Here is a 25,278-nt window from a genome sequence, read left to right on the forward strand (position 1 = left end):
GGCGTGGTACGACCGTCACCCCTCGCAGGCTGAGGGCGCCGACTTCTGAGTCGCCCCCACGACACAGCGCCCGCCGCCTCACCGGAGGCGACGGGCGCTGTGCTGTTGCGGGGGCCGGAACATGCCGAAGGCGGCAGCCAGATGGCTGCCGCCTTCGGTGCGATCTCCTCGATCAGGCCTTCGAGCCCTGACGACGGATGATCATGAGTGCACCAGCACCGAGCAGGAACAGGAGCGCTGCTGCGCCCACCAGGCCGCTGACATCGGGCGCACCCGTGGTCGGCAGCGTGGCAGCGCAGGCCGCGGTGCGGAACTTCGTCGCCGGACCCTCGACGCCGTCGCGGGTCTGGGTCGCCGAGTAGTCCGTGCCGCACGCGAGCTTCGAGATGTTGATGCTCCAGGCACCCTTCGCATCCACCGTGCCGCTCGCGACCTTCTTGCCGTCCTTGTCGCGGATGGTGACCGTCGCCGTGGCCTCGCCCGTTCCCGACACCGTCTCCTTGGTCACCTCGGTGACGATCGGAGCGGTGGGGACGGTCGGAGTCACCGCGCAGTCAGCGGTGGTGATGGAGGTCGGGGCGCTCTCGACGCCGTCGACGATCTGCACCACGGCGTAGGTGGTTCCGCACTGCAGGCCGTCGACCGACCAGCTGCCGTCGGCCTGAGCTGTGGTGGTGGCCACGACCTTGCCGTCGGCGTCGCGGATCTCGATGACGGCTCCCGGGAGGCCGGTGCCTTCGGCGCCGTCATCGGTGATGGTCGTCACCAGCGGGGCGCCCGGCACGCCGGGCTCGACGCAGTCGGCGGTCGAGAACGGCGTCTCAGCGCTGTCCACACCATCCACGATCTGCACCACGGTGTAATCCGTGCCGCACTCCAGACCGGCAACCGTCCAGCTACCGTCGGCAGCGACCGTCGCCGTACCCACGACCGTGCCGTCCGCGTCACGAACCTCAACAGCGGCGGCCGGCGTGCCCGTACCCGCAGCAGCGGTCTCCGTGGTGGAGGTCACCACCGGAGCCGTGGGCGCGACGGCACAGTCGGCGGTCGAGAACGGCGTCTCAGCGCTGTCCACACCATCCACGATCTGCACCACGGTGTAATCCGTGCCGCACTCCAGACCGGCAACCGTCCAGCTACCGTCGGCAGCGACCGTCGCCGTACCCACGACCGTGCCGTCCGCGTCACGAACCTCAACAGCGGCGGCCGGCGTGCCGGTACCCTCGGCGGTCGTCTCGGTGGTCTCGGTGACGACCGGGGCGGGCGGGGCGACCACGATGTTCTTGTCGATGCTCGAATACTGCGAGGTGTTGCCGTTCGCATCGACGGTCTGCACACGGAGGTAACCCGAGGTGTGTGCGGTACCGATCGTGACCTTCTGGCCCGGCGTGACGTTGTCGATCGTGCCCAGGTACTCCTCGGCGTGATTGTCAGCGGTCCAGTACACGTGCAGCGTGACCGGAGCCACGGCCGCGTTGTTGCCTGCCTCCGGCGCCGGCTGGGTGGCCGTGAAGCTTGCCGTGGTGCCGTTGTAGATGACGCTCTCGGCTCGGAACGTCTGAACGCGGTTGTTCACACCGGCGCGGTCGTTCCACACGAACCAGTAGCCGAGGTTCTCGGTCTCCGGGTCGAAGCTGCCGCGGGTGTTGGGGCCAAACGTGTTGCCGGTGATCCTCGCCTTACCCAGGGCGTTGTCCGTGATCGGAGCCTGCGTAGCAATCGCCGGGTTGCCGCCGAAGCCATCCACGCTGTTGTTCACAACGCTCCAGCCGACGTTCGCGTCGGCGCTGGCAGCGCCCGCCTCCGCCCACAGGTACACCGCCCAGTGGTTGGCCATATTGGCAGGCAGGTCCACGTTGTCGCCGCGGTCGAGGTGCTGGATGAACTCGTTGTCGCTCACCGTGTTACCGGCACCGGGCGCCACGATCGCGACGGCCGAGCGGCTGACGTCGGCGTAGAAGTCGTGGAATCGGTTGTCCGTGATCGCCACGTCCTGAGCATCCGCGCCCTGGACGCGCACGGCGTCGACAGCCCAGACCGTGTCGAAGAAGTTGTTCGACACGGTCACGTTGTCGTTCACAGCCGTACCGGACAGCCCGAGGCTCAGCGCCGCACCGTTCGGCTCGCGCGTCTCGGTGAACGTGTTCCCGTCGAACAGCGCATCCGTGATGGTGCCGTTCATGAGGATGCCGCGCGTGAACGTGGCGGTGTTGTTGGTGTAGTCCAGACCGGTCCACGTGCCGCTGTTCGCACCGATGATGCGCGAGAGCGGCTGGGTACGGGAGACGCCGGTGAAGGTGTTGCCGTCGAACACGGTGTCGGTGAACGACGAGGTGTTGCCGTAGCCACCCTCGAACATGACGACGTTGCGCTCGGGGCCGGTACCCTGCGTCATCGTGTTGTCGCTGAACGTGAGGCCCGTGGTGGTGACCGCCGGGTTGATGTAGAAGCTCGGCGAGGTGGAGCTCTCGTCCGCCGCGCCGAAGTCGCTGTTGGTGATGGTGAGACCGTTGACGACGGCGCCGTCCTCGATGTCGATGTGGCCGTAGCCGGATTCGACACCGCGGCTGGTGATGTTGTCGATGGTGATGTTGGTCACTGTGGTGGGGTTCGCCTGGGATCCGTCGATGAGGATCGAGGACCACCACTGGCTGACGAAGGTGCTGTTGGTGATCGAGACATCGCTCGCGCCGTTCAGCAGCGCGACGCCGACCTCGGCGATCGGGCCCTCCGCGTCGTCGAAGGTCATATTGTCGACGGACACGTTGGTGCCGTCGATGGCGAGGCCCGCCGCACCGGCCTTGAGCTTGTCCAGGTTGGAGAGCGTGACGTTGTCCGAGTGGACGTAGATGCCGGCGAAATCCGCATCCGTCGTGGTGTCGATGCCGTCGAGATTCGTGAAATCGATGTCGACGGGAACGTCTGCGTCGATGAGATAGCGTGCGCCCAGGGCACCCGCGAGCTCGTTTCCGACGCCGATCGGCTGATCCCACATCTTGCACACCGACCCGGGATGCATGATCGGACCGGTGTCGGCGAGCGCCGCGTCGAAGACGATCTCCACGCCGTCGGGGTTGGTGGAGGCGTTCGCTGCGGCGAGAGCCGCACCGAAGGATCCCGGGTCCTGACAGTTGGTGAGGTTGGTGACCGTGATCACGTCTTCTGCGGCGTGGGCGGCGGTGACGGGCAGGATGACGCCGGCGAATACGGTGGCGAATCCGGCGGCAGCCGCACCAGACCGCTTCAGAATCGTGCGGCGCCCCTGCGCGCGTTCTCGTTTCGGGACCTGGTGGCTCACTGACGCTTCCTTTCGACAAGCGTGTCACCACAAACCGGCCCTCGCGCACGCGCGAAGAACGGAAGATCTATTCAGGCCCCTGAGACCGGCAACTGTCACAGAGAGAGGGTGCGGGGACACGCTGGGTAATTCGAGTTGCCTCACATGAATCTTGCAGAGCCCCGGACCGCTGCGTGTACTGACCACAGCGGAATGACCCCAAACTAGGGGTCATACACATCACCACGGATGCGGCTTGTAGTCCTTCAGGAATACGCCGTAGAGATCCTCACCCGCGACGCCTCGCACGACCGGGTCGTACACGCGAGCGGCGCCGTCCACGAGGTCCAGCGGAGCGTGGAAGCCCTCCTCGGCGAGGCGCACCTTCGTGAAGTGCGGACGCTCGTCGGTGATCCAGCCGGTGTCCACCGCCGTCATCAGGATTCCGTCCGACTCGAACATCTCGCCCGCCGATGTCCGCGTGAGCATGTTCAGCGCGGCCTTCGCCATGTTGGTGTGCGGGTGGCCGGGCCCCTTGTAGCGGCGGGCGAACTGGCCCTCCATCGCCGAGACGTTCACCACGTACGACCGTCCGGCCGCGGCCATCGCGGGGCGGAGCCGGTTGATGAGGATGAAGGGAGCCGTGGTGTTGCACAGCTGCACTTCCAGCATCTCGAGCGGATCCACGTCGCCGATGTTCTGCACCCAGGTGTTCACGCGCTCCACGTCGGGCACGAGGCCGCCCGCGTCAATCGCAGTGCCGTCGTGGTGCTTGGCGAGCGAGGAGGAACCGGGCGCCATCGCGAGGCGCGTGAGCTCGTCCGCCGTGATCGCCGGTGCACCGACGCCCACCGTGCCTGCCAGGGAGGCCACCGACAGCAACGGGTGCTCGGACACCGAGGCCTGCAGCGCATGCGGGTGCAGGTCGTTGGTATGACCGAAGGTCTCCATCTCCGGCAGGGGTCCATCCGGAAGCGGCTGCAGCTCGGCGTCCGCGAGGAGCGAGTACGCGCCCGGCGACCGGCGGACGGTCTGGGCGGCGTTGTTGATCAGGATGTCGAGCGTCCCCTGCGCCGCCACCGAGTCCGCCAGCCCCATCACCTGGGCGGGGTCTCGCAGATCGATGCCCACCACGCGCAGCCGGTGCAGCCAGTCGGCGGAGTCCTCCAGCGCCGAGAACCGCCGCACGGCGTCACGAGGGAAGCGCGTGGTGATGGTCAGGTGAGCACCATCGCGCAGCAGGCGCAACGCGATGTGCATGCCGATCTTTGCACGGCCGCCCGTGAGCAGCGCGCGCTTGCCCGTGAGGTCGGCCCGTGCGTCACGACGGCTGTGGTTGAAGGCAGCGCACTCCGGGCACAGCTGGTGGTAGAAGGCGTCGACCCGCGTGTACGGCTGCTTGCAGATGTAACAGTTGCGGGGTTTGCGCAGCTCACCGGCGGAGGGTGCGGCCGTGCGCGTGGAGATGTCGATACCGCGGGTCTCGTCGTCGATGCGGTCGGGCGAGCCGGTCGCCGTCGCGGCCACCACGGCGCGGTCGGCCTCCGCGATGGACTCGCGGATCTCCTTGCGCCGGGCCCGCTTGTGCGCGCGGAACATCCCCGCTGTGGCGCGCCGAACGCGGATGAAGTCGGGGTGCTCCGGATCGAGCTCGGTGGTCTGCGCGAGCACGCGCAGCGCGATCTCGAGTTCTTCGGGGTCAAGGCCCGATTCGGGGGCGCGCTCGGACTCGACGGAATCAGGGGTGGACACCCGTCGATTCTAGGCGGGGAGCCTGGACGAACGGCCGCGCGGCATCGAGACCCGTGCCGAATGCATCACCGTGGATCGGGGTGAACGACGTGTGAACTTCACAGGGCGGTCCACGAAAATCGCCGCGGGCGCTCGCGGTGCAGGAGAACACTTGCCGACGTGACCGCCGAACTACTGATCCTGATCCTCGTGATCGTCACCGCCGTGGGCTTCGATTTCACCAACGGATTCCACGACACCGGGAACGCGATGGCGACCTCGATCGCCACCGGCGCGCTGAAGCCGAAGGTCGCCGTGACCCTGTCCGCCGTGCTCAATCTGGTGGGCGCGTTCCTGTCCGTGGAGGTGGCCGCCACCATCACGAAGGACGTGCTCACGATCCAGACGGCGGAGGGTTCGCTGGTTCCCGGGTTGTCGGCGGAGACCGCGATGATCATCATCTTCTCGGGCCTCGTGGGAGGCATCCTCTGGAACCTGCTCACCTGGCTTCTGGGGCTGCCGTCCAGCTCCTCCCACGCGCTGTTCGGCGGCCTCATCGGGGCAGGCATCGCGGGTGCCGCCACCGTCAACTGGGCCGGCATCCTCGGCAAGATCATCATCCCGGCCTTCCTGTCGCCGGTCATCGCCTGTGCGGTCGCCGCGGTCGGAACATGGCTGATCTACGCGATCACCGCCCGGGTCCATGCCAAGCACCGCGATGTGGGGTTCCGCTGGGGCCAGATCGGCACGGCTTCGCTCGTGTCACTGGCACACGGCACGGGCGATGCGCAGAAGACCATGGGTGTCATTGCGCTCGCCCTCATCGCTCACGGAGCCCTCACCACGGAGCAGATCCATGCGGAGGGGCTGCCGATCTGGATCATCTTCGTCTGCGGCATCGCGATCGCCCTCGGCACCTACATGGGGGGCTGGCGCATCATCCGCACACTCGGTAAGGGCCTCGTCGAAATCGACTCGCCGCAGGGTATGGCCGCAGAAGCCGCATCCGCCTCGATCATCCTGACCTCGTCGGCGATGGGCATGGCGCTGTCGACCACCCACGTGGCGACCGGCTCGATCCTCGGATCCGGCGTGGGCAAGCCTGGTGCCACGGTGCGCTGGGGGGTCGCCGGCCGGATGGCCACGGCATGGCTGATCACGATGCCCGCCGCCGCCATCGTGGGCGCCGTCTGCTACTTCATCGCCGCCGGTATCGGCGGACTCCCGGGGGCCCTCGTGGTGTTCGCCCTGCTGCTCGCCGGCGCGAGCGCCATGTTCGTCCGCAGCCGCCGCCAGAAGGTCGACCACAACAACGTCAACGCCGACTGGGACGGCAAGGTCGTTCCGGACGCCGCCCCCGCCCGCTGAGCCGGAATCGAGAAGGACGACATGTACATCGACCGGACTGATTCACCCGCAGCGCCCACGGCCTGCTAACCGGAATCGAGAGGACGACATGAACATCGACCGGACTGATTCACCCGCAGCACCCACGGCCCGCTAACCGGAATCGAGAAGGACGACATGAACATCGACATCGCTGAGATGGGTATGGCGGCACTGCGCGTGCTCGCGCTGGGCCTGGTCTTCGGTGCGGGCCTTCCCGCGCTGTTCGCCGTGGGCATGCGCCTACAGTCCGCCGGCACCGGCGAGATGGACGGCGAAGCGCCAGGCGTCCGCCGTCCCGCCCTGCTCGTGAGCGGGTACGCGATCTTCACGATCGTGGTGCTCGTCGCGCTGGCGGCCGTGCTGTGGATCACGCGCCTCAGCATCTACCACTACTTCGGCATCTCCCTCTTCGGAGCCGGTCAGTGAGTACCGGGCTGCTGTCGCAGGTGCTCGGCTGGCTGCGGGCCGGTTATCCGGAGGGCGTTCCGCCGAAGGACTACACCCCGCTGCTCGCGCTGCTGCGCCGGACGCTGTCGAACGAGGAGTTCGCGGAGGTCCTCGTGGCGCTGGAACGCGCGGATCAGGACCCGGTGCGGCTGTCTCACATCCGCGAAGCCATCACGCGCGTCACCCGTGAAGAGGCGGCAGAGGACGACGTGCGCACCGTTGCCGCGCGTCTCGCCGCTGCGGGGTGGCCGCTCAGCAACGGCGCGATGCGGGAGGCCGCTGCTGCTGCGGCCCCCGAGCCGGACCGGGACGAGGGAATCCTCACCCAGGTGCTGCGCTGGCTCAGCGCCGGCTATCCGCAGGGGGTGCCGCCGGTGGATCGCATCCCCGTGCTGGCACTCCTTCGCCCGCGGCTGACGGATATGGAGATCCAGATGGTGTGCGATGTCCTCATCGCACAGGCGGCCCCGGGCGAGCAGCTGTCCGCGGTTGACGCTCAGGTACTACTGTCGAAATCCCTCCACGAGCTGCCCTCCGCCGAGGACATCGATCGCGTGCGCGCCCGGCTCGACGCCGTGGGGTGGTCTCTGGTCTGAACCCGAAGACGTCGACCCGCGCGGTTCTCGCTCGGGCCGACGTCTTCGTGGCGTCAGCTCACGCCGCGCATGGCCTTCAGCACGGGCTTCGCGCCGAGGGCCAGGCAGGCTCCGATCACGATCGCGATAAGACCGAGGGTGAGGAAGTACGGCGTCTCGTTGTTCACGTCATAGAACTGCGCCAGCCACCCCGCCACCGCGGTGCCGAGCGAGACCGACAGGAAGAACAGCGCCACCATCTGCGTCTGGAACGCCGCAGGGGCGAGCTTGGTGGCCACCGACAGGCCGATCGGCGACAGCAGCAGCTCAGCCACCGTGAAGACGAGCAGGATCGCGATCATCGCGAGCAGCGGAGTGGAGTTCGCCCCGCCCCCGGCGAACGGGAGGAAGAGCAGGAACGCGGCACCCATGATCAGCGTGCCGAGGGCGAACTTGACCGGGGTCGACGGCTGACGAGCGCCGAGCTTGGTCCACAGCACCGCGAAGACGCCGGAGAGCAGGATGATGAAGATCGGGTTGATGGACTGCACCCACGAGACCGGCATCGTCCAGCCGAACAGGCTGCGATCCAGCTTCTGGTCGGAGTAGATCGTGAGCACGGTGAACTGCTGCTGGTACAACGACCAGAACGCCACGCTGGCGATGAACAAGGGAATGAAGGCGACGACCCGCGAGCGCTCTTCGCGCTGCACGCGACGGCTGGAGAGCATCAGCGCGAAGTACGCGATCGTGGCGACCACGACCGTGACGATCACGGTCAGGGACAGGTTGTCCGCCCGGATCACGCCCAGCAGCACCAGCACCACGATCAGCACGATCGCCGCCGCGGCGATGAGGAGCCAGAGGCCATAGCGGCTGCGGGGAAGCGGGTTGGGAACGCGCCGGGCGGCGTCGGGAAGGGCGCGGCGACCGAACGAGTACTGCACGAGCCCGACGGCCATCCCCGCCGCGGCGAGACCGAAGCCCCAGTGGAAGCCGAGGGTGCTCTGCAGCAGACCGGTGAGCAGCGGACCGAGGAACCCGCCCAGGTTGATACCGAGGTAGAACAGCGAGAATCCGCCGTCTCGTCGCGTGTCGTCCGCGGCGTAGAGGGTGCCGACCACGCTGGTGGCGTTGGCCTTCAGCCCGCCCGAGCCGAGCGCCACAAGAACGAGGCCGATGCCCACACCCCAGACTCCCGGGATGAGGGCCAGGGCGATGTGACCGGCCATGATCACGATGGCACTCGCGAAGAGCACGCGCTCTGCGCCGACCACACGGTCAGCGAGCCACGCCCCGACGATCGTCGAGAGGTACACGAATCCGCCGTAGGCGCCCACGATGCCGGCCGCGACGCCCTGCGGGATGCCCAGTCCGCCGTCGGCCACCGAGTAGTAGAGGTAGATGAGCAGGATGCCCTGCATGCCGTAGAAGCTGAACCGCTCCCACATCTCCACGCCGAAGATGTTCATCAGCGCGAGGGGCTGTCCGAAGAAGCGCGTGTCGGTCGGACGCGGCTTCGTGGGGGCGGGATTGTCAGGCATCATTCCAGGCTACGCCCGACGGCGGCCGACCTGCACAATGCATGACGGATTCAGGCCGCGATACCGTGCAACAGCATCTGCACGGTGGCCTCCACGCGCTCGGCGCTGACCGGGGTTCCCAGCAGCGCAGCGTAACTGGCGAGCGCGACGAGCTGATCGGCGACGACGGCCGCATCGACGCCCGGTCGCAGCTGGCCGGCTTCCTCCGCGAGTGCGAGCCGATGGCCGACCCACTCACGAATGGGAGCCGCCAGCCGCGCGTTCAGGCGCAGGCCCAGATCGGCGTCCGTAGCCGTCACGACGATCAGCGCACGGGCCAGTTCCGTGCTGGCGGCGTCCGCCTGGTGCGCGTACATGGTGGTGAGCCAGGCACGCAGGTCGGCCTCGAGATCGTCCGTGATCGCGACGGACACGTCCATGCCGGGGATCTCGCCTTCCAGCAGCGCCTCGCCGAGGATCGCGGCCTTCGACGGCCACCAGCGGTAGATCGTCTGCTTCGCGACCTCCGCTTCCTGGGCCAGTCCCTCGATGGTCACCGCGGCGTATCCCTCGGCCGCGAGCGCGCGGCGCATCGCGGCGAGGACAGCTTGCCGGGCTTTTTCACTGCGAGGACGAGGCACCAGCCCAGACTAGTGGGCGTACCCTTGAATAAGTAGACGCACCGTTGCGTTATCTCTCTCGAGCAAGGAGACACCATGGCACTGACCGCACACTCCACCATCGGGGACTGGCTGAACGACTCCGTCGGCGGCCCCCTCATCCGCGCGTTGTTCGAGCAGAGCGGCACGGATGTCGCCCAGCTCACGCCGGTGCTGGCGCTTCCCCTGCAGCAGCTGGTGGCGATGAGCCAGGGGGCGATGCCGCAATCGGTCGTTGACGACCTGGTGCGCGCGGCCAACGGGGGAGAGCTTCCCGCGGAGGCTGCCGCATCCGGTCCGCAGTTCACACCGGGTCGCTTCGCGGGCAAGACCGTGATCGTCACGGGCGCCGCCTCCGGGATCGGCCGAGCCACGGCGGAGCGCATCGCCCGCGAGGGCGGTCGGGTGATCGCATCCGACATCGCCGCCGACAAGCTCGATGCGCTGAAGTCCGACCTCCCCGACACCGACATCGTCACCGTCGCGGGCGACCTCACGAAGCAGGAGGCCATCGACGCCGTCGTCGCCGCCGCGGGCGGGAAGATCGACGGGCTCGCCAACATCGCCGGCATCAACGACGACTTCTCCCCCGCGGGCGAGACCAGTGATGCGGTGTGGGATCGAGTGATCGCCATCAACCTCACCGCACCGTTCAAGCTCATGCGCGCCGTCCTGCCGATCATGGCGGCGGCCGGACACGGCGCCGTCCTCAACGTCTCCAGCGAAGCGGGACTGCGCGGCAATGCCTCCGGAAACGCGTACACCGCCAGCAAGCACGGCATCATCGGTGTCACCAAGTCGGCAGCGTTCATGTACGGCCCGCAGGGGATCCGCGTGAACTCGGTCGCTCCGGGCGGCGTCGCCACCGGTATCCCGATGCCGCCGAACATGTCGGAGTACGGCTCCGGCCGTCTCGCGCCGTTCCAGCAGGCCATCCCCACCGTCGCCACCGCCGAGCAGCTCGCCGCATCGATCACGTTCCTGCTCAGCGATGACGGGGTGAACATCAACGGTGCCGTCCTCACCTCCGACGGCGGCTGGTCCGTTCAGTAGGCCCGGCCCCGAGGACCCACACGCCGTCGCGGCTGTCACGGGCACACGCCATCAGCTGCCAGTCAGGTGTCGGCGAGACGCCTCTTCGTACGCGCAGTCGCGACGTGCGTGTGCGGATCCTCCGGCCACGGATGCTTCGGATACTGTCCCCCCGCCAGCACACGCCATCAGCCGCCCGCGAGACGCCTCTTCGTACGCGCAGTCACGACGTGCGTATGCGGATCCTCCGGCCGCGGATGCTTCGGACACCGTCCCCCGCCAGCACACGCCATCAGCCGCCCGCGAGACGCCTCTTCGTACGCGCAGTCGCGACGTGCGTATGCGGATCCTCCGGCCACGGATGCTTCGGATACCGCCCCCGCATCTCCGCACGGACCTGTGCGTAGGGCCCTGCCCAGAACGAGGCCAGATCCGCGGTCACGGCCAGGGGCCTCCCGGCGGGCGACAGCAGATGAAACAGCACCGGCACCCGCCCCTGGACCACGCGCGGCGTGTCCACCAGGCCGAACATCTCCTGCAGCTTGACGGAGGCGACCGGCTGTCCGGCAGCGTCATCCGGGGCCGGATACGCCAGGCGCACGGTCGAGCCCGACGGGACCCCGATGCGTTCGGGCACCAGTTCGTCGAGCCGGGCCGCCTCCGGCCACGGCAGCAGACGCCGCAGGGCCGGAAACAGATCGACGCGCGACGCGGGGGTCCCGGCGGCAAGAGCGGTGATCTCCGGCTCGAGCCAGTCGCGAGCCGCACTCGCCAGGGCTCCGTCCGACACATCGGGCCACGGCGAGCCGAGCTCGCGGCGCAGCAGAGCCAGCCGTCTCCGGAATGAGATCGCGGCCTCCGACCAGGCCAGCGCCGCCAGTCCGTCCCGCTCCAGCGCCCGCAGCACGGCGGCACGCGTGTCATCGTCTGCACGCGCCTTCTGCGGGGTGCTCGACAGGACGAGGTCACCGAGTCGTTTCTCGCGCCGCACGACGATCCGCCCGTCCGCGAAGCCGGCCTCCGTGCGATCGGTGAGCATCGAGGCACCCGCGAGCAGGGCGATCTCCTCGTCGATCGCGGCGGCTGAGCGGATGACGGCTCCCGTCCCCGCTGCGGCCCGTCCCTGCGCGCGGCCGACTTCGGCGACCGCCAGCCAGGGCTCGGCGGTCAGGGAACCCGTCAGCCCGGCTCGCGTTCCCGAGGCGAGCTGAAACACCGCACCGCCGTCCGCATCGCCGACGCGCCGGGCGATGCGCTCGGGATAGGCGAGAGCCACGACGGCGCCGACTGCCACATCAAGAGAGGGCGACAGCAACCTGCCCGCCGGCACCGGGCCGCTGTTCTTGTCAGCCTCGGCCGGATGCGCGAGCCGTCCGTTCCCGTCCTGACCGCGCCCGTCGCCCGTGAGCCCGAGGAAGCGCCGTCTCTCCCGTTGCCACTCCCGTGTCCGCGGGTGTCGTCCGTCCCGGAGCGCCCGCAGCGCGGCCGACAGATCGGCGTCGTCCGTGCGGATCTCCCCGGCGACCAGAGCGATGACGTCGGCTGCGACCGGGGCGCCGACGAGCTCGGCGCCATCGAAGAGCGCTCGCGCGAGCCGGGGGTCGGCGGGAACGCGTGCAAGACGCTCGCCACGGTCGGTTGCTCGCCCATCCGCTGCGACCGCGCCGAGCGACTCCAGTGTGCGCTGCGCATCCGCAGCGGCGTCACCGGGCAGCGCGTCGGGAAGCCGCAGTCCGCGACCACCGGGTGATCCCCAGCACGCCAGCAGCAGGCACGCTTCGGTGAGATCGCTGGTCAGGATCTCCGGCGTGGGGAAGGCGGGCGCCGCCGCGTATGTGCGCTCGTCCACGCAACGAATCACCGTGCCCGGGCCGAGACGTGCGGCACGGCCGGCGCGCTGCACCGCGGCCGCCCGCGAGGTGGGAACGGTGACCAATCCGGTCATCCCACGGGCGGCATCGCGCCGGGGGACACGCGAGAGACAGGTGTCCACCACCACGCTCACGCCCGGGACCGTGAGCGATGACTCCGCGATCGAGGTCGCCACGATGATGCGCGGACGCTCGCCCGCCACACGCCCTGCCACCACCCGATCCTGTTCGGAGGCACTCACCTGCGCATGAAGCTGAAGCACCTCGGTTCCCGGGGCGAGCGCCGCGGCTCCGCGAGCGATCACACCCACCTCGCGCGCCCCGGGTGCGAACACCAGTGCATCGGCCGACGGATCGCGCGCGAGCACGCGGGCGTGTTCGGCGACGACGGTGGCCGCCACATGATCGAGGAAGTCCGGGGTGACACCACGCTGATCGAGTCGATCGTGTCGCGCCGGCGCCCAGCGCTCCTCCAACGGGTACGCCACTGCGGTATGAGAGACCACCGGTGCGGGATGGTCGCCGCCCAGAAGCGCGGCGAAGCGGTCCGCGTCGAGGGTCGCGGACATCGCGACGAGGACAAGATCGTCGCGGAGCTCACGCACCTCTCCGAGCAGACCGATCAGCAGATCTGTGTCAAGGGCCCGCTCATGAACTTCATCGAGGACGACGGCGTCCACGCCGTCCAGCTCAGGGTCAGCGAGCAGCCGCCGCAGCAGCAGCCCCGGCGTCACCATCTCGATCCGCGTCGCGGCGCCGACCTGGTGCTGCCCGCGAACGCTGAAGCCGACGCGGTCACCCAGCCCGCTCCCGTCCAGGGAGGCCAGCCGTCGGGCCGCGGATCGTGCGGCCACCCGACGCGGCTGCGTCACGATGACGCGTCCGGCCACACGGTTCGCCACGAGCGGCGGGACGAGCGTGGTCTTGCCGGTTCCCGGCGCGGCCGAGACCACCACCGTTCGCGAACCGTCGAGGGCGGCGGACACGTCAGACACAGCATCGGCGAACGCGAGGCCCGCACCGATCGTGGAGATGTCGAACGCCCGCATCCCTTCATCCTCGTACATGGCGACCAGGCCGGCGCCGCACTGCGCTGGCGGGGCCGGGACGAGATCGTCCGCCCCTGGCACGACGAGCGCGACGGCGCCGGCTCGGCTCAGCTGAAAACCTGTGACGAGAGCATCCGCACTCTCGGACGGCGAGAACTCCGAGGTCGTCCCGGCTCACCGAGGGGCTGGGGACGACGCTGCCCGCAGGAGCATGAGACCCGCCAGCAGCTGCCAGAGGAGGAACGCATACACCGCACCGCGCTCCCACACCCCGTCCGGAAGCCCGGCGTGCAGCGAGAGGAGCACGGCACTGACGAAGCCGGCGAAGCCGAGGACCGGTCCCACCCACAGCGTGCGCCGCGACAACCCCGCAGGCGCGAGGGCCCAACGGGAGACGATGGCGGCCGCGTTACCCGCGCCGATCGCCGCCACCGCCCCCAGCGCGTGGATCGTGATCCAACCGAGCCGGGCATTCGTGGGCGAGCCGGGGACGAGGCCGACGAAGACGATGCCCGCGGTGTGCACGGCGGCGAGGATGAGGAACGCTATGCCCGGACCGCGGAGCCCGAGCCACGAGATGACGAGGATCGCGCCCAGCAGGAAGAACAGACCGGTGCCGATGAATCCCGCGTTCATCACCGCGGGAAGCGAGGACTCCAGCATCCTGCCCTGGAATTCGGCGTGCTCGGGGACCCCGAGGTCGCTGATGTAGAAGCGCGCGTAGTCGTACCCGGGGAAGGCGGCTGCCGCGACGGCCTCGCACAACAGGTACCAGAGGGGCGCAAGCACCCACAATATGCCGGCCGCGCGCAGAAGCGGCGGGACGGCCGGGGACGGAGCGGGGAGTTCCCGAGAGTCATGTACGCGCATACATTCATTCTCTCCTGCCTGCGCGCCGCTGGCTCCGATCACGGTCACATCCGTGTGCAGCAGGTTCTCGCCCATAGCCGCATTCGGTTCGCGCCCAGCTGCCGACATGCGATCCCGACGCCACCACAGCCAGGCGGATACTCCCCCAGACACCCGCATTCCGTCCACACCCAGCTGCCGACATACGATCGCGACGCCACCACAGCGAGGCGGACACTCCCCCACACATTCCGTCCACGCCAGCTGCCGACATACGACCCGACGCCACAGCCAGGCGGATAATCCCCCACACCCGCATTCCGTCCACACCCAGCTGCCAACGCGCGATCCCGACGCCACCACAGCGAGGCGGATACTCCCCCAGACACCCACATTCCGTCCACACCCAGCTGCCGACGTGCGATCCTGAAGCGACCACAGCGAGGCGGATTCCATGCAGTATCTGTTCGGCAACCTCATCGCGATCGTCGTGAGCATCGCGATCGCAGCGGTCATCGGCGCGCTCCTGCGACGCGCTCTGGACGGCCAGCCCGCGCGATGGCGCAGCTTCGTCCTGGCACTGATCGCGATGGTCGTGGTCGCGGAGATCGCGGGGCCGGTGGCGGTGCAGCTCGGCATCACGGCGGGCACGACACCCAGCACGCAGTCCGTGCTGTGGTGGCTGTTCATCATGCTCCTGGTGATCCTGGGAGTAGGCGTCGCCGCCCTGGGCGTCCTGGTGATGGGCGAAGCGGTGCTGCCCACGGGGCGCTACGGCACGTTCGCAGACATCGCCCGCTCCCTCGCGGGCGGTGCGCGTCGCTCGGTTCGCTATGTGTCGTTGCTGCGGGTCACCGCGGCCAGCCGGCTCTGGCGTTCAGCGCGCGGCGGCCCGGACTCCCCCGAGTTCGCAGCCGCCATCACGCGCACGCTGAGCGATGCGGGGCCGACTTTCGTGAAGATCGGGCAAGTGCTCTCCACGCGGCCGGAGCTGGTGTCTCCGGCGCTTGCCGCGAGTCTCACCACGCTGCAGTCCGACGCCCCCGCGCTCCCGGCCGACATCGTCGAGGCCGAGCTGACACGAGCCTGGGGCCGGTCGCCGGACGCGCTGCTGGCCGAACTGGACCGTACGCCGTTCGCGGCCGCATCGCTGGCCCAGGTGCACGCCGGACGGATGCCGGACGGCACGGAGGTGGTGGTCAAGGTCCGCCGCCCCGGCGCCGTGCAGCAGGTGAGCGTGGACACCTCGATCCTGCGCCGCTTCGCGGTCAGCGCCGAGCAGCGATTCGGGTGGGCGCGCGACCTCGGCGCTGTCGCGCTGGCAGAGGGCCTCGGCCGCTCGCTCCTCGGCGAGCTCGACTACCGTTCGGAAGCCCGCAACGCGCGCGCCTGCAGCGCGGGGCTCGTCGGTGACCCGCTGATCACCGCGCCCGAGGTCATCACCGACCTCACCCGCGAGAACGTTCTGGTGATGGAGCGGTTCCACGGCGTCAAGCTCGCGGATGCCGCTGCCACGCTGACCGCTGAGAGACGTGCGGAACTCGCCGATGCCCTGCTTTCGCGCGTGGCGACGAGCATCTTCGTGGACGGGGTGTTCCATGCCGACCTGCATCCGGGCAACCTGCTGCTCCGAGAGGACGGCCGGATCGGCATGCTCGATTTCGGCGCCATCGGCGTCATCGACCCCGAAACGCGCCGGCAGCTCTCGCTCCTGCTGCTGGCCCTGCTCACCGGCGACGATCTCGCCGCAGCGACGGCCCTCACGCTCGCATTCGATCTCGGTGACCGCCGGCAGCGCGGCTCGACTGACGCGATGCGACGAGAGCTCGGCCGGCTCATGACCCTGCATCTGGCGGGCTCCCCCGACTTCACCGCGCTCGTCGCGGACCTGGTTCGGTTCCTCTCCCGCCACGGGATCGCGGTGCCGGGTGACGTGGCCGGCGCATTCCGAACGCTCGCATCTCTGCAGGGCACCCTGCGCGCGCTCGTTCCCGGCTTCGACGAGATCGCCGCGATGCGCGGCATCCTCCCCACCCTCATCCACCGTTCCCTGGAGCCGATTCAGCTCGCGCAGCACGCCGCCATCGAAGCGGCGCTTGCGCTCTCGATCGCCCGCCGGCTTCCCGAGCGCATCGAACGCGTATCCGACGACCTCGCGAGCGGCCGTCTCGTGGTGCGCACCCGCGCGTTCGCCGACGCGGATGACCGTCGCTTCGCGAGCGCGCTGGTCACGGATGCTGTGTCCGGCGTCCTGGCCGCCGTGCTCATCGGGGTCGGCGCCGGCCTGTTCACCGTGGCTGACGGACCGCAGATCGGACCCGGAATCGGCCTGCTCCCCCTCGTCGGCGCCGTTGTCGGAACGGCCGGCACCGCTCTGGCCTTCCGCCTCCTCGTGCGTCTCTTCCGCCGTCGCCCCGGTTCCTGAACGGGATAGACGACCAGGGCCGTCACTCCCTGCGTGGGGCGACGCCTCCCTCGCGGAGCGCAAGCGCGCTGCCCGCGGGTTCTGAGCAGCGAGACGACTTCCCGACGGCCGCGGAACAACGCGGGGGCGCCCACCCGCCCGCGGTATCCTGGAAGGCCGTGCGGTGCACCCGGTGCCGCGCGGTTTCGGCCGAGGGGAAGCAGCGATGAGCGACGTCACCGCTGAACTCGCGCGCATCTCGGCGGCGACGCACAGTCCCACCCTCCGGCTCTTGCGCACGAAGCGCGCTCCCTTCGTCCTCACGGTCTTTCGCGAGGTCTTCGATCAGTCGGCGAAGTCGGTGAAGGCCGACCGCGTGCACGTGCGGGTGGACGCTTTCCTCGCCGAAGCACGCGAAGGAGGCTACGACGTTCCGCAGGGCGACGGCCGCTCGCTGTGCACCGCCTGGATGAACGCACGCTGGATCAACCGGGTTCACGACGATGACAACGACGAGGCGTACGAGCTGACGTCCGCCGCACTGGGAGCGCAGCGCGTCGTGGAGAGTCTGACGGCTGATCGCGCGTTGCTCAGCGAATCGCGACTGACGATGATCGTCGACGGAGTGCGCCGCCTCGCCGGTGAAGCCAATCCCGATCGTGACGCCCGCATCACCGCCCTCGACAAGGAGATCGCCGCCCTCACCGCTGAACGCAACCGTCTCCAGGCCGGGGGCGAACTGCATCGCGCCGGAGATGGCCGCATGCTCGAGGGCTACCTCAACATGCGTGACCTGCTCAGTCAGCTGCCTCGCGATTTCCGGCGCGTCGAGGAGTCCCTGGACGCCATGCGGCGCGACCTGATCAAGCAGTTCCGCGCCGAGGACCGCCCGAAGGGCGAGGTGCTGGAGGAGTACCTCAGCCGAAGCGCGCAGCTCTCGCAGGAGACCGAGGAAGGGCGAGCCTTCGAGGGAGCCCTCGCGATCCTCAACGATCGTGAGCTGCTGCGTGCGTTCCAGGACGACCTCGCCACCATCCTCGACCACCCCTTCGCCGGAGAGATCCGCGCCGAGGACGCGCGAATGTTCCGCCGCTCCACCGACGTGCTGCGGCGCGGGCTACGGGATGTCCAGCACACGCGCACACGGCTGCACCGCGTGCTGGGCGAGCACATCACCAGTCACGATTCGGCCCAGGACCGCGAGGTGACCCGCCTGCTGGCGGCCCTTCACGACGAGCTCTCAGTGTGGATGGACACCGCCCGCGTGCGCGACACGGTTCCCGCGCTGTGGGAGCAGCCCGGGCGCATCGACGTCGATCACGTCAAGGAGAACTTCCACTCCCCCGCGAACGATCGTCCCGTCGCGCGGCTTGACCCCGCTTCCGGTGAGATCCCCGAAGGCCCCGACCTCGCCGATGTCCGGCTCCAGGGCGGTCCCCTCACCGCGGAGGTGCGCGCTGCGCTGACCGCGGGACTCGCCGAGGGGGCTGCCACCATCGCCGAGGCGTTCAACACGCTGCCCGCTGAGCTCAGCCGGCCGGTGGAGCTGTTCGGGCTGATGCAGATGACGGCCGACCTCAACCGCGACGAAGACACCGAGACCGTGCGCACGCACCGTCCCGACGGAACACCCCAGACCTTCGCGATCCCCCGCATCACGGCGGACGCGGAGACCCTGCACGCAGAGGAGGACGCATGAGCGACGACACCCGCGTGGACATGTGGACGGACGAAGACGCACCGGCCGATGAGGCACCCCGCGAACGCGAGACCGACGACGCCGCAGCTCACGAGGAGCCGGCCATCGACGCGGTCTCCGGCGATGCGAACCCGCGCGACGACGACATCCGCGACGACATGTGGACGGACGAAGACGCACCGGCCGATGAGGCACCCCGCGAACGCGAGACCGTCGACACCGCAGCTCACGAGGCGCCAGCCATCGACGCGGCCTCCGACAATGCGAGCCCGCACAACGACGACATCCGCGACGACGCCGCAACCTACGACGGCGACGCCAACGCCAACGCCAATCGCACCGTCGGCGATAGTGCTGATACCGCTGCCTTCGAGGGAACGGACTCGCTGGAGGACGCCGCCCTGTCCGGTCGCTCCGCGCTCTGGGACGGCGACTCCGGCATGCTCACCCTCGCCCAGCGGCGAGCTCTGGTGCGCATCCTGAAGAAGCCCACGATCACCGCGACCGCCGATCCCGAAGCCTGGGCCGTGCTGCGTGAGGACGAGGCGCTCATCCGGTCGCGCCTCAACGACCTCTTTCTGGACCTCCGCATCGATCCGAACGGGGTGGCCTTCAAGTTCCAGATTCGCTCCGAGACCGATTCGCCGGTCCCGCCGCTGCTGCATGAGGCCACTTACACGCGCGAGGAGACGGTGCTGCTGCTGCATCTGCGTCAGCGCCAGCTCACCGAGCGCGCGAACGGCGTGGAGCACGTGTCGGTGAGCGCCGAGGAACTGCTCGAGCAGATCGCGCTGTACCGACCCCAGGATGCCGGAGACAAAGCCGGAGACCGCAATCGCGCACAGAAGGCGATCGAATCCGCGGTGAGACTCGGCGCCCTGGCCCGCACGACGGATCCGGACCGGTACCTCATCACGGCCGTGATCGAGTCCGTGCTCCCGGCGCAGAAACTGCCGGCGCTGCTGGCCTGGTTCCGCGAAGAGAACCGGCCGGGCGCCGCCCACGACAACGACCATCGCGGCTTTGCTGCAGGCGACACCAGCACCAGCGCAGACACCAGCACCAGCGCAGACGCCAGCACCGGCGCAGACGCCAGCACCAGCACGGGCACCAGCACCAGCGCAGACACCGGCCCTGGCACCGGCAGGGACGCCGAGCCCGAAGCTGAAACGTACACCGAGGAGGAGGCCGAGTGAGCATCCCCGCACTCTTCGAGGGTTTCGACGACGCCACCGCACAGTGGCGTCTCACCACGATGCAGCTGGTGAACTGGGGCGGCTTCCACGGGCATCACAGCATCGACTTCGGCCACGACGCCACTCTCATCTCCGGCGGCTCCGGCACCGGCAAGAGCACCATCCTCGACGCATACCTCGCCCTGATGATGCCGACGAACGTGCCCTTCAACGGCGCATCGAACGACGCCACGACGGGCCGCGCGCGAAGCGCCACCCAGCGCAACGTGCTCAGCTATCTGCGCGGGAAGATCGACTCCACGCGGCAGGGCGACGAGATCACCGACACGGTGCTCCGCGGCGGCGACGCCCCCATCTGGGGCGCGATCGCGGCCACCTTCACCGACGACTCGGATCGCGTGCTCACGGTGATGCGCACCTTCATCGCCCCGGCCGGAGCGACGAACGCGGCCGACGTCCGCATGCGGATGTTCACCGTCGCCGCAGACGTCGACCTGTCCGAGCTCGACCGGTATGCCGAGACCCGCTTCGACGTGCGCCGCATGCGCGAGACGCTGCCGAGCATCGAGACGCACGAGACCCCGGGCAAGTTCCTCGAGTACGTGACCACGCGGCTCGGCATCGGCGGAGTGGACAGCGGAGACAACGCGCTTCGCCTCCTCGCACGCGTGCAGGCCGGCCACCAGGTGCGCACGGTGGACCGCCTGTTCAAAGAACTGGTGCTGGAGCGTCCGGCCACGTTCGGCGCAGCGGATCGGGCCCTCGAGCAGTTCCGGGCGCTGAACCAGACCTACGAGGACATCCGCATCGCGGAGGAGAAGCAGCGGGTGCTCTCCCCCATCCGCGATCTGTACAACGAACGACGCGACGCGCTGGCGCGCACGGAGCGGCTGGACCGGCTCGGCGTCAACGCGCACGAATCGGCGTTCGGGCTCTGGAGCCTGCTGACCGAGCGCGATCTGCTGGATCGTGATGAGAGCCGCACCCGTATCGAGAAGGAGCGCGCACAGGCCGAGAAGGCCGCTGCGGATGCGCGGATCTCCGCCCTCAACGCACAGCTCGAAGTCATCGATCAGGAGATCCGTGACAACGGCGGCAACGCGATGCAGGTACTGGAATCGCAGCTGGAGCAGGCTCGCGCCGAGCTCGCGCGCAAGCAGCTCAAGAGATCCGAGTTCCTCGACAAGGTGCAGGCTCTGGCCATCGACGCGCTCGATGCCGATTCCTTCGCCGAGCTGCGCGCGGTCGCGCAGGCGCACGCCGGGTCGTCCTCCGACGCGTTCATGGCGCTGCAGGCCGAGCGCGATCGCGTGGTCGCCGCCCGGGGCCGGGTCGATGCGCGGCTGCAGGCGCTGAAGGAGGAGCGCGCGTCGCTCGGAGCGCGCGCAGGCCGAGTGCCCGTGGAGCACGACGAAGCCCGCCGCCGGATCGCCGCAGCCGCCGGGGTGGACCCGCGCGATCTTCCGTTCGCCGCCGAGCTGATGGACATCGCCCCCGAGTTCGCCGAGTGGCGTCGTGCCGCCGAGGACACGCTGCGCGGCGTCGGTCTCACCATGCTGATCGACGAACGTCGCGCGCCCCAGATCCGTCGCGTGATGGATACCTTCGTGGCAGGTCAGGCCGGGGAACTCGGGCTGCGCCTGCAGAACCAGGCCGTCCCCGTCGACGTCCCCTTCCGCCGCCCCGCCGACACCCGCTACATCTCCGGTCGTCTGGTGTTCCAGGACGGGCCGTTCACCGGGTGGCTGGCCGAGCACGTCGCCAGCGATGCGATCGATCACCTGTGCGTGCAGGACGCAGCGGACCTCGAGGCCGATGAGCCGACGGTCACGATCAACGGCCAGACCCGGCGGGGCTCCCGCGGCGCGCACGGCCGTGCACTGCGCCAGCGCGACGTCCTGGGATTCTCCGGCGAGATGCGGATGTCCGAGATCGCCGAGGAGGCCGTCGCGCTCGACGGCGAACGTACCGCACTGGCCGCGCAGCTGCAGGAGTGCGATGAGCGCCTGGACGCGCACAACCGCCGTTCGGCCGCCTTCGGCATCGTGCTGTCCACCGCCTGGGACGACATCGACGCTGCCACGGCGGCGGAGCAGGTGGCAGGCCTGCGGGAACAGTACGAGGCGCTGACGACCGACTCCGACGCATTGCAGCAGTTGCAGGCACGACGCGCGGAGCTCGTGACGGAACGCGAGGATCAGCGGGCGGTGTCGGTGATCGCCGGCAAGGCGGCGATCGAGCTCGATGCCGAATGGGGACGCGTGGTCGATCGCAAAGACGACGTGGCGACCCTGCTCGATGCCATCGAACGGCGCGAGTCGGCGACGCTGGACGAGGCGGACCGTGCCTCGCTGGCGGCGGAATCCGTGCGCTTGGGCGGCGACTTCACCCGTGCCGACCTGCCACGGGTGATCGCGCTCGTCCGCGAGGCGGTCTCCACCGATCTGGCCGCTGCGGAACAGGCCGCGGCCCGCGCCGAGCAGGCCCTGATCCGCAGTTTCGAGATGTTCGACTCCCGCTGGCCCGACTTGAATCGCGGCTCCGGCATCGAGGCGTTCGACGAGTACGAGGCGATTCTCGACGAGATCGTGCGCAACGGTCTGCCGCAGCGTCTGGAGGCGTTCCGCCGCAGCTTCCAGAAGTGGTCGGGCGATGACCTGAAGCTGCTGAGCGACCAGTACCAGCGTGCGCTCGACGCGATCGACGAGCGCCTCGATCCGATCAACGACATCCTCCGCGGCACGCCCTTCGGTGCCGGAGGTCAGGATCGTCTGCGCATCGAAGTGCGTCACTCCACGCCGGAGTACCTCCTGCGCTTCCGTCGCCAGCTGGATCGGCTGAGCTCCGCCTCCCTGGAATGGAGCGATGCCGAGGCGGAGAGCCGGTTCGTCGAGCTGCGCGACTTCATGACGCAGATCGACGTGGGTGTCAACGGATCCACGCTGGAGCGTGACCGCCTCCTCGACGTGCGCCAGCACATCGAGATCTCCGCGTCACGCGTGTCCTCCGATGGCCGTGTCGTGTCGACGTACACCGACATCGCCGGCAAATCCGGCGGAGAGACCCAGGAGCTGGTGGCCTTCATCGTCGGATCGGCGCTGCGTTACCAGCTCGGTGACGAACGACGGGCAAAACCCCGCTTCGCCACCGTCATCCTCGACGAGGGATTCGTGAAGTCGGACTCCGAATTCGCCGGCCGTGCCGTCACTGCGTGGCGCGACCTCGGGTTCCAGCTCATCATCGCCGCCCCGCTCGACAAGGTCACCGGTCTCGAGCCCCACGTCGACGTGATGTGGTCGGTCACCAAGTCCGCCGAGATGAAGTCCTACGTCACTCCGTTCCGCCGCGTCGCGGTGTAGGGGCCGGCCGTTCCTCCCCCGTACCCGAGCTGTGGACAGGCTCGTCGCGGCCTCCGCCGTTGCGTCTAGCTTCGGGGGATGCTGACACGACCCCGCCCCCGGTTCGGTCCCACGGCGTCCCCCGCCGCAGTCGGTGTCGCGATGCTGGTGAGCCTCGCGGCGCTCACGGGGTGCACGGCGGAATCACCCACCGCACCGACACGTCCCGCAGCCACTCCGACCTACCACCCCGCCACCCCAGCCCCCGCGTCCGACGCCGACGTGGAGGCGGCGGTCGCGGCACTCTCGAACTACACGGATGCGAGCAACCACATCGATTGGACGGATGCTTCATCGCTCGAAGCGTTCTACTCCCTGAGCACCGGCAATCAAAACCAAGCGGATCGGCGCACCTACTCGGAGTTGTTCGAGGCCGGCTGGCGAACGGAAGGCGCTGTTCAGTTTTCCGTCGTAGGCATCAGCCCGGATCACCGAGATCAGCAGGTCAGCTTGTTTGTTTGTGTGGATGTCTCGAATCTCCGCTTCTTCGACGCCTCGGGAACAGAGCAGGTTCGTACGTCTAGTTCGCCAGTGCGCGAGCGCACCGCTGTCGTTGTTCACGATCCGGACGGGCAGTGGCGCGTTTCCGATCTGGTTCGACGAGAAGGATCCACACCGTGCTGAGGAGCACAGCCGCGTTCATCCTCGTCAGCGCCGTGTTGGGACAGACAATCAGCCTTGCTTCAACTGCGAGTGAGTCGGAGAGCTGCGGCTATCTCGCCAACTGCGACATCACGAACGACGGTGGTGGCGTTGACATCGCGGGCGGAGGCTGGGAGCCGGTCCCTGGCCCATCAGACGAGATGCCGACCAGTTCGGAGCCAGGTGAGGGCACGGGCTCCGACGACGGTGACAGTGGGGGTGATGACACCACTCCGAACCCCGTACCAGCACCGCCCGGACCTGGAGATCTCTGCTGGGACAACCTCACCCCACTCGGCTGCACCACACCCGCACCCACCGAACCCACACCCACGCCCACACAACCCAGCTACCCCGACACCATCTACAACACCGACCTCATCAGCTTCACCCCGCAAGAGCCCACAGCCACCGCACCCAATGAAGCCATGGCCCTCACCAACACACCCCTTCCCATCACCCTCACAACCACGACACACTCCCTCACCGGCACCCTCCTCACCCACCCCGTCACCGTCACATTCACTCCCACCGGCTACAGCCTCGACCACGGCGACAACACCGCGCCCACCCACACTGCAGACAACCCCGCCACCGTCTCCCACACCTACGCGGCACGCGGCCAGTACCCCACCACCGTGACCACTTCCTACACCGCCACCGTCACCTTCCCCGACGGCATCCCCCGCCCGGTCCGCGGCACCATCACCATCACCACCCCCGGACCGACCATACGCATCCTCGCCGCACACACCGCCCCCGTACGCACCACCTGCACCACCACCCCCGCACCCGGCTGCTGACATACCGTCGTCAGCTCTCGCCACCGGTCGCCGGGCCGTCGTCGCCCGGTGGCGGACCACGTCATTTCCTCCTTTCCGTCATACCGGTCTCAATTAGTGCTGCCGGAGCGCAGCCGAGGAACAGAGCCTGAGAGCACTCACGAAGGTGGTTGCAGAATCTGCTTGGCGGTGTCCCCGGCACAGCACATTCTGAGACCACTCGACCTGCCCTGGGCTTGACCACAGATCACCACTCGATGAAGGTCGCCGGGCACGCCGCAACACCATGAACATGAGACAGCGGCCGGGCCACACCGCGAAGTTGCCCAGCGAAAGCGCCCAAACCTGGTTGCACCAGCAAACGTAGGTCGCCGGCAGCGCACACTGAAAGCTCGGCAGCACAACGAAGACAGTGCACCCCTCCGAACGCGGCTCACCAGACGGTGAAGCACCGGCAACCCGACTCACGAGGCACACCCCCGTGTCCGCTCGCCCCACGGTCAGAGTCGGCAATGGCGACGGTGAAGCCGCCGACGCCTGATCCCACCAGCGAACGTAGGCCACCGGCAAGCACACACCGAAAGCCCGGCAGCACAACGAAGGCCCGGCGGCCCGACCCACGCGGCACACCCTGTGTCCGCTCACCTCATGGTCAGGGTCGGCGACGGCACCGGTGAGGGGGGGGGGGGGGGGGGGGGGGGGGGGGGGGGGGGGGGGGGGGGGGGGGGGGGGGGGGGGGGGGGGGGGGGGGGGGG

The 25,278-nt window shown here is 68.9% G+C and carries 16 protein-coding genes; 10 read left to right on the top strand and 6 right to left on the bottom strand.

Annotated features, from left to right (window positions below; genetic code table 11):
• Positions 1–172 precede the first annotated feature (172 nt).
• Positions 173–3,298 carry an Ig-like domain-containing protein gene (locus LQ566_RS17745; protein WP_231092979.1) on the bottom strand — a complete coding sequence of 1,042 codons (3,126 nt, stop codon included), beginning with the start codon at positions 3,296–3,298 and terminating at the stop codon, positions 173–175.
• A 219-nt stretch (positions 3,299–3,517) separates the two neighbouring features.
• Positions 3,518–5,029: an SDR family NAD(P)-dependent oxidoreductase gene (locus LQ566_RS17040; RefSeq protein WP_231092980.1), complete on the bottom strand. Its 1,512-nt coding sequence runs from the start codon at positions 5,027–5,029 to the stop codon at positions 3,518–3,520.
• A 159-nt stretch (positions 5,030–5,188) separates the two neighbouring features.
• Between LQ566_RS17040 and LQ566_RS17045 the strand changes: the two genes are divergently transcribed.
• From LQ566_RS17045 to LQ566_RS17055, 3 genes are all read left to right on the top strand, one after another.
• Positions 5,189–6,376: an inorganic phosphate transporter gene (locus LQ566_RS17045; RefSeq protein WP_231092981.1), complete on the top strand. Its 1,188-nt coding sequence runs from the start codon at positions 5,189–5,191 to the stop codon at positions 6,374–6,376.
• Positions 6,377–6,532: 156 nt separating this feature from the next.
• A complete protein-coding gene (locus LQ566_RS17050; RefSeq protein WP_231092982.1) occupies positions 6,533–6,823 on the top strand; it encodes a hypothetical protein in 291 nt (96 codons plus the stop codon).
• Positions 6,820–7,440: a DUF3349 domain-containing protein gene (locus LQ566_RS17055; RefSeq protein WP_231092983.1), complete on the top strand. Its 621-nt coding sequence runs from the start codon at positions 6,820–6,822 to the stop codon at positions 7,438–7,440. Before LQ566_RS17050 ends, LQ566_RS17055 begins: the two co-directional genes overlap by 4 nt.
• A gap of 53 nt (positions 7,441–7,493) precedes the next feature.
• On the opposite strand, the gene LQ566_RS17060 is transcribed toward LQ566_RS17055, so the two are convergent.
• Positions 7,494–8,966, bottom strand: coding sequence for a peptide MFS transporter (locus LQ566_RS17060; protein ID WP_443677115.1), 1,473 nt, complete (start codon positions 8,964–8,966; stop codon positions 7,494–7,496).
• A gap of 47 nt (positions 8,967–9,013) precedes the next feature.
• On the bottom strand, positions 9,014–9,535 hold the full coding sequence (locus LQ566_RS17065; RefSeq protein WP_231092985.1) for a TetR/AcrR family transcriptional regulator: 522 nt from the start codon (positions 9,533–9,535) through the stop codon (positions 9,014–9,016).
• 123 nt (positions 9,536–9,658) lie between these two features.
• On the opposite strand from LQ566_RS17065, the gene LQ566_RS17070 reads away from it, so the two are divergent.
• Complete coding sequence (locus LQ566_RS17070; RefSeq protein WP_231092986.1) at positions 9,659–10,654, top strand: SDR family NAD(P)-dependent oxidoreductase; 996 nt, start codon at positions 9,659–9,661, stop codon at positions 10,652–10,654.
• 271 nt (positions 10,655–10,925) lie between these two features.
• On the opposite strand, the gene hrpB is transcribed toward LQ566_RS17070, so the two are convergent.
• Both hrpB and LQ566_RS17080 read right to left on the bottom strand, forming a co-directional pair.
• Entirely contained in the window at positions 10,926–13,553 is a 2,628-nt protein-coding gene (gene hrpB / locus LQ566_RS17075; RefSeq protein WP_231092987.1) for an ATP-dependent helicase HrpB, read from the bottom strand.
• 174 nt (positions 13,554–13,727) lie between these two features.
• A complete protein-coding gene (locus LQ566_RS17080; protein ID WP_231092988.1) occupies positions 13,728–14,423 on the bottom strand; it encodes a DUF998 domain-containing protein in 696 nt (231 codons plus the stop codon).
• A 433-nt stretch (positions 14,424–14,856) separates the two neighbouring features.
• Here LQ566_RS17080 and LQ566_RS17085 point away from each other — a divergent pair, with 433 nt between their 5' ends.
• The 6 genes from LQ566_RS17085 to LQ566_RS17110 all read left to right on the top strand — a co-directional run bounded on the left by LQ566_RS17085 (position 14,857) and on the right by LQ566_RS17110 (position 24,544).
• The gene (locus LQ566_RS17085) at positions 14,857–16,827 is read left to right on the top strand and encodes an ABC1 kinase family protein (protein ID WP_231092989.1); all 1,971 of its coding nucleotides are present in this window, start codon (positions 14,857–14,859) and stop codon (positions 16,825–16,827) included.
• Between the two features lie 205 nt (positions 16,828–17,032).
• Positions 17,033–18,505 carry a DUF3375 domain-containing protein gene (locus LQ566_RS17090; protein ID WP_231092990.1) on the top strand — a complete coding sequence of 491 codons (1,473 nt, stop codon included), beginning with the start codon at positions 17,033–17,035 and terminating at the stop codon, positions 18,503–18,505.
• Positions 18,502–19,701 carry a DUF4194 domain-containing protein gene (locus LQ566_RS17095; RefSeq protein ID WP_231092991.1) on the top strand — a complete coding sequence of 400 codons (1,200 nt, stop codon included), beginning with the start codon at positions 18,502–18,504 and terminating at the stop codon, positions 19,699–19,701. The genes LQ566_RS17090 and LQ566_RS17095 overlap by 4 nt, the downstream gene beginning before the upstream one ends.
• A complete protein-coding gene (locus LQ566_RS17100) occupies positions 19,698–23,060 on the top strand; it encodes an ATP-binding protein (RefSeq protein WP_231092992.1) in 3,363 nt (1,120 codons plus the stop codon). Before LQ566_RS17095 ends, LQ566_RS17100 begins: the two co-directional genes overlap by 4 nt.
• A 141-nt stretch (positions 23,061–23,201) precedes the next feature.
• Entirely contained in the window at positions 23,202–23,723 is a 522-nt protein-coding gene (locus LQ566_RS17105; protein WP_231092993.1) for a DUF6318 family protein, read from the top strand.
• 179 nt (positions 23,724–23,902) lie between these two features.
• The gene (locus LQ566_RS17110) at positions 23,903–24,544 is read left to right on the top strand and encodes a hypothetical protein (protein ID WP_231092994.1); all 642 of its coding nucleotides are present in this window, start codon (positions 23,903–23,905) and stop codon (positions 24,542–24,544) included.
• Positions 24,545–25,278: the final 734 nt, after the last annotated feature.

It is taken from the genome of Microbacterium nymphoidis, from assembly GCF_021044885.1.
Lineage (GTDB): Bacteria > Actinomycetota > Actinomycetes > Actinomycetales > Microbacteriaceae > Microbacterium > Microbacterium nymphoidis.